Origin of the sequence: Vibrio sp. 1F169, assembly GCF_041439605.1 — a bacterium.
Taxonomy (GTDB): Bacteria; Pseudomonadota; Gammaproteobacteria; order Enterobacterales; family Vibrionaceae; genus Vibrio; species Vibrio tasmaniensis_A.
Map to the genome: position 1 here is coordinate 1 of NZ_JBGOOI010000122.1, position 6,333 is coordinate 6,333.

The window sequence follows — 6,333 nt, forward strand, 5'->3', positions numbered from 1 at the left end:
GCTTAAGAAATTACAATGCCCAGGTGGGTGAAACTTACGCGATGATAAAAGCGTTAAACAAGCTTACTGGGTTAGGTATGCCTGAAACTTGTCGTATTGACTAAGAAATACGCGAAACGGGTTGGCTCTATCTCTAAATTTAATTACGCAACAAAGCCGGTCGATAATTAAAAATGGACTGCTTGACAATCCTGAAAGCTTATCTGTTTGGGAACAGCTTCACTCGAAATCAGCCTAATTTCATATAAAAATCAGTACGCTTGTGCTTCTTCATAACTTTGCGACAAACCTTCATGAACGACAGATAACACTCTCAAATAGAAAGTATTTAAAAATGGAGAAGAATGCTCAGTCATTGTTCATTCCTTAAGCAAAGTTTTAAAAGTAAATTTTCGGATTAATTCTTCTGCGGTGAGTGGTCTTGAGTAGTAGTAGCCCTGTACCATGTCGCACCCGACCTCTTCAAGATAACGCCTTTGCTCCTCAGTTTCGACGCCCTCAGCCACAACGGATAACCCCAGATTCTGAGCTAAGTCCACCACAGATTTCACTATCATTTTGTCGTGTATGCTGGTCGCCAAACTCTCAATGAACGATTTATCAATTTTCAAAACCTTTGCGTTAATTCTTTTGAGGTACGATAAAGACGAAAAGCCAGTACCAAAATCGTCGATAGCGATACTGAATCCTACATGTTCTAACTTTTGCAACACGCGCATTGTTTTTTCTGGGTTACTCATCAATACCGACTCTGTCACTTCTAATTCAAATATGGAAGGAGAGAGTCCCTCTTCTGAAATCATACTTATAATGCTCTCAAAGAACTCAGGTTGCTCTAATTGTTGAACGGAGATATTCACAGCCATTCTACCTGGCAACACTCTACCCTCTGATTGCCACTGACGAAATTGCTTACTAGCGGCTTTGATGACCCACTTACCGAGAGGACACATTATCCTATACTTCTCGGCAAGAGGAATAAACTCCCCAGGGTTAATGATACCAAGCTCAGGCTCGTCCCAGCGAAGCAGAACTTCAACCCCTGCAACTTCCGTACTGGCTGTATAAAATTTTGGCTGATAGACTAGATGAAACTGATCTTTATCGTGTATAGCCTGATTTAACCTGCGCGATAACTCCAATTCACGATGATAGTGTGTGCCAATCTGTTCCGTGTAGAAGACAAAGCCCCGATCAGTCGACTTAGCTTCGTACATAGCTAAGTCTGCATGTGAGAGCACATCATGCAATGTTTCACCGTCCAAAGGCCATGTGGCTGCTCCGATACTAACACCCAGAAAAGCTTTTTGTCCTATATTTATCGGGATAGGTCGACTCAGTGCCGCTACCAATTGGGCAGCTAAATGCGCAGTGCTTTCTTGTGTCGCTTTTCGATGAATCACAACAAACTCATCCCCTCCAACTCTAGCTGCTAAATCACCAGACGGAAGTGCGTTTTCAATCCGTCTAGCTACCTCTTTTAGCGCCATATCACCAGCAAGGTGGCCTCTGCTATCATTAAGCTCTTTAAATCGGTTTAAGTCGGCAAACAATATCGTAAAGCAGTTATCTTTAGCTAGTTGAAAGTCCATTATCCTCTTGGCTTCTTCGATAAAGTAGGCCCGATTAGGCAGTTCCGTTAGACTATCAAAATGAGTCAATTTCCGTACGCTGTCTTCCATAGCCCTTTGAACTGTAATGTCTTTTTTTTCTGCAAGATAACAAATAACTTCTCCTATATCGCACATTATCGGAGAAATAACAGCTTCTTCAATATACTCGGGGCCATCTTTATATTTATTGAAAAATACACCCTTCCAAGAACTTCCCGACTGTAATGTGCGATACATATCGCGGTAGCTGTCGACTGGGGTATTGTTTGATTTCAATATTCTTGGGTTCTTGCCAAGAACTTCACATAGGGCATAGCCACTCAGTTCTTCAAATTTTTTATTGGCGTAGATAATGTCCCTGTCAACGTTTGTAATAACAACGGCGTTTGCACTTTGGTTTACGATAGAGAAAAAAAATGACAGTTTTTCTTGTTGAGTCATCACCGAGACACAGTTATTTGGAGTTAGTAGTGACTTGGTACAGTCTTTCTTGAATACATCTAAAAGACTGTAATCTACTGATAGTTTTATGTTTTTATTGATTTTAATCTTTACATCTCCAATATAGTAGAGTGAATAACACACTTTTTTGCTCTTTGAGGTCAGTCAAAAACACTTAATCAACCTAGACCTTTGACTCAGCAACAACAGACTTAAGTCTTTAGCACAGCTTGGTTATTAGTCTAAGTATTTAAGTAAACTTAGTTAATCGATCGTAGGTTGATGACTTTGTCTTTTGGTTTTGAAAAAAAACCTTCTGTTAGTAATATTAACGAGCAAATAGATTGGTCTATATCCGGGGGAGAGGTGTCGATATAGACCAAGGTGCGTCGGATTATTCCAGCTTAAAGTATGTCAATAGTTGTTTAAGCTCTTCGGCAGCACTTGCCATCTCTTGAGTTTGAGATGCCATATGTACACTAGCTTGATTAATTTCTCTTGCTGATAAATTAATCACACTAACATTTTCACTCATTTCATTTGAAACGATGCCTTGCTGTTCAGCGGAAGCGGCAATTTGAGCGACCATATCATTAGCTTCGTTGAGGCTTCCTACCATAGATACTAGTGTGTCTTTTGTATGTTGAGCTGTTTCTACACAGGTGCTAATACTTGCATTATTACTTTCCATGACAGTAAGCACTTCAGAAGTACTAGAGAGTAACTCGTTAATCGTTGATTGAACTTGACTGGTAGAATCTTGAGTTCGGCTTGCAAGATTGCGAACCTCATCGGCAACCACAGCAAAACCACGACCTTGTTCTCCTGCTCGCGCCGCTTCAATCGCGGCATTCAGTGCAAGTAAATTTGTTTGTTCAGACACTTCTTGGATAACTTGCACAACTTGGCCTATATTATCTACACCGCGTTTCAAGGTCGCCATTAACTGTGTTGTTTCATCGATAGAGAGGGAGATTGCCGAAACATCTTCAAGTGTTGTGACCATACTTTGGCTGCTGGCTTGTGCTTGATGCGAGGATTCACTGGTTTTTTCTGAGCTATATTCGGCGTTGATAGCTACATTCTTAATAGTTGCTGACATTTCACTCATTGCCGTTGACATCTGCTCAAGTTGTGAGTTCTGAGATGCTAAACTTTGAGCGGTTTCTTCACTTGAAGAGGCTATGCTTTCCGATAAAAGACTTGCCTTATCGGCTGTACTTTGCGCAGCAATTAAGGTACCTCTAATGGTAGTCTGCATTTGACAAAGGCCTCGGTTTAGCTCTCCAATCTCATCTTCTCGGTTCTGTTGGAAGTTTGTTGTTAAATTGCCACTCGCGATGATCTTGAGGTTTTCAACTAATTGTTCGATTGGTTTTACAATACTATCGCCGATAAAGAAGCTAATAGAAAACAAGATCCCCATAATAATTACTAATAAAACGCTTTGCTGTATGATATTTTTGTGAAAATCTTCTTGGATGTCAGAAATGAATAATCCCGATCCTACAATCCAATCCCATTCTGGAATGTAATACACATATGAAACCTTATCTTTATCTTTTCCTTGCTGATCTCGCCATGTGTAACTCAAAAAACCTGAAGAATTGTTTTTGGCAATACGAGACATTTCGCGCCAATGATAATTACCTTTACTATCTCGAACGTTAGTCATATCTTGGCCAATAGAAGTCAGCCTTTTCGGGTGGATAATTAGTTTGTTTTTTGTATTGGTTACCCAAAAATAGTGGTCATCATCGTATCTGAGGTCTGATAATATTTTTTTTGTTGCTGTTTGAGCGTCTTCTATATTTAGAGACTCATTGGTTCTGAAGTGTTGGACTAAGGATACCGCAGTCTCTACTTGCGCTTGCAGTTTATCATGCCTTTCTTCAAGTCTCTGCTCTTGTTGAATGTAGAGTTCGAATCCTCCCAACAATAACATAAGCATAGCCGCTAGACCGATTGTCATTTGAATTTTGTTTTTTATAGATACATTATTTAACATGTTTAATTATCAAGTATTATTAATATTATCAATAATACTTAATGCCCACTTATAAATAAAGGTTAATTTTGTTAAGTGCGCCGAAGTATTGTCATCTGAGGTGGCTTTGTTGCGTAATTAAATTTGGAGATAGAGGCACCCCGTTTCGCATGCTTTTTAGTCAATACGACGGCGTTGTTGATCAAATCGGTTTAAAGACCAACGACGCCATATTTGACTCACCGTTAGCTTCGAACAGGCATACCTAGTCCTATGACTTTGTTTATAGCTTTGACATTCGCCATGATTTCTCCCACTTGAGCGTTATAACATCTCAAGCTCAATTTACCGCTGGTTAGTCCTTTATATCGAGACATTGCGGTCTTAGATATTGAGCGATAGTGATAACCCGACTCAGATTTCCACTCCGCTATTGTTCCGTTTTTCAAAGCCTTTACTGCTTCATTTCTGGGATGCCCTTCTTCCCAAAGCGCCGCATTCTTTCGAGGCGGTATCAACGGAGTACTGCCCTTATTTTGCAGGGTCTCATAGCAACTTTTTGTGTCATACGCTCCATCAGCAGATACGGTATCTACCTTTCTACGTAAAGGGTTGAGTAATGTTGGCAGCACTTCGCTATCGCCAACACTTACAAGACTGACTTCTGCACTAATGGCCTCATGAGTTTCTACATCAACGGCTAAGTGCAGTTTGCGCCAAGTTCTGCGTTTTTCGGCGCCGTGCTTTTTCACCTTCCACTCACCTTCGCCAAAGACTTTGAGACCAGTCGAGTCAATAGCGATATGGCGAATAGCTCCTCTGGATTTGTTATGATATTTGACCTGAACTGTCTTCGAGCGTTTGCTGATACACGTGTAGTCAGGGGGCGTCAGTGGAACCTCCAGTAGCTCAAAGATAGAGTCGATAAAACCTTGAAGAGCCCGCAATGGTAGAGAGAATATCCCCTTAATCATCAATGCAGTTTCAATCGCTGTATCAGAGTACTGGAAGCCTCTACCACGCTTACCATGATGGGCTTTGCATCGCCATGCATCTACGGCTGAATCATCTATCCAGAACGTAACCGAGCCCCGTTTGCACAGAGCCTTATTGTACTCCGCCCAGTTAGTTATCTTCTTTTTTGCCTTACCCATGTCACCACCGCTCTAACCATCATAAAGGATCAGATCGCAAGACTCGAAAAAGGTTCAACTGATTTAGGCAACAACGCCTTCCAAGAGTGGAAAATTAAAAGCTTTAGTTCTTAAGAGTACACCGTTAAGTATCAACTAACTGATTCATACCTTTATATCACCTAGTCCGTAGTTAACGTAATGACAAAGTCGCTTAACGTAACGTCCAGTATTGATGGTGCAGATCATGTTCGAATATCAAAGGCTCACACACAATGCAGGACTAGGGAAAATATGAGGGGATCCGTCAGCGTCGCCGGTTCTCTCGCAACTTTGCGGGATTTATTATTTTTAGATATGATAAGATCTTTATACATAATAAAGAGTAATCACAATGAAAAACAAAGGCTTCATTTTAGGTGTTTTCGCTTCAGTAGTACTTGTAGGTTGTGGCGGTGGTTCGTCAGCGGCACCGAGTGCAACAGTAAAAACGTTTAGTGGTAATGGCCTATACGTTAACCCGACTGACTTGACCGTCATGCTTGTTGACTCAAAGCGATCTAAGAACAACCTAATTGTGGGTGACTTCGCGAACAACAGCGTTTACTTTGTTGATAGTGCGACCACGACAGAAACATCGATGACAACTAGAGGTCTATCTTTTACTAGCAACAATGTTTTTGTGAAAGAAAGAATTCAGTTAATGCATGCTAAATTTACAAACAATATTGCAACTCTAACAGCCGTTGTTAGCGGGTCAAACCTTGTTTACTCAATGAATAAAACAACTGACTCATTAGCTCTTGCCCAAATCACCGGTACTCATACCAATACAACAGATGGTAGTACGTGGACGATTAACGCAGATGGTTCATATGTCGTTAATGGCGTTTGTACAATTACAGGTAAATTGGTTCGTAATGGATCTTACTTTAATGCAGATAACGCAAGTGCCGTTTCTTGCTCGCAATCAGCGCTAAATGGCAGTTACAACGGGGTTTTCTTGACGGTTAAGCACAACGGTAAAGATTACATTGCAGGGGTGTTAGGTAATGACACGGGTATTTTGTATGGAAATGCTCCAACGAACTAAATTGGTCATTAACTAGGGCGTGTTGATCTTTGCTGTACATTTCGCGTTCAACAATACATCGGTAGC

4 protein-coding genes and 1 pseudogene are annotated in these 6,333 nt (G+C 40.8%); 2 read left to right on the forward strand and 3 right to left on the reverse strand.

The window, feature by feature from the left end; all coding sequences use genetic code 11:
• Positions 1-104: pseudogene (locus ACED53_RS22505) on the forward strand (IS5/IS1182 family transposase); the annotation flags it as partial.
• A gap of 255 nt (positions 105-359) precedes the next feature.
• Here ACED53_RS22505 and ACED53_RS22510 read toward each other — a convergent pair.
• The 3 genes from ACED53_RS22510 to ACED53_RS22520 form a co-directional block, all read right to left on the reverse strand.
• Complete coding sequence (locus ACED53_RS22510) at positions 360-2,198, reverse strand: EAL domain-containing protein (RefSeq protein ID WP_017099454.1); 1,839 nt, start codon at positions 2,196-2,198, stop codon at positions 360-362.
• A gap of 250 nt (positions 2,199-2,448) precedes the next feature.
• Positions 2,449-4,062, reverse strand: a complete 1,614-nt coding sequence (locus tag ACED53_RS22515) for a methyl-accepting chemotaxis protein (RefSeq protein ID WP_017099453.1) — start codon at positions 4,060-4,062, stop codon at positions 2,449-2,451.
• Between the two features lie 224 nt (positions 4,063-4,286).
• On the reverse strand, positions 4,287-5,195 hold the full coding sequence (locus tag ACED53_RS22520) for an IS5 family transposase (protein WP_102579766.1): 909 nt from the start codon (positions 5,193-5,195) through the stop codon (positions 4,287-4,289).
• Positions 5,196-5,568: 373 nt separating this feature from the next.
• On the opposite strand from ACED53_RS22520, the gene ACED53_RS22525 reads away from it, so the two are divergent.
• Entirely contained in the window at positions 5,569-6,267 is a 699-nt protein-coding gene (locus ACED53_RS22525) for a hypothetical protein (RefSeq protein ID WP_017100276.1), read from the forward strand.
• The last annotated feature ends 66 nt before the right edge of the window (positions 6,268-6,333 follow it).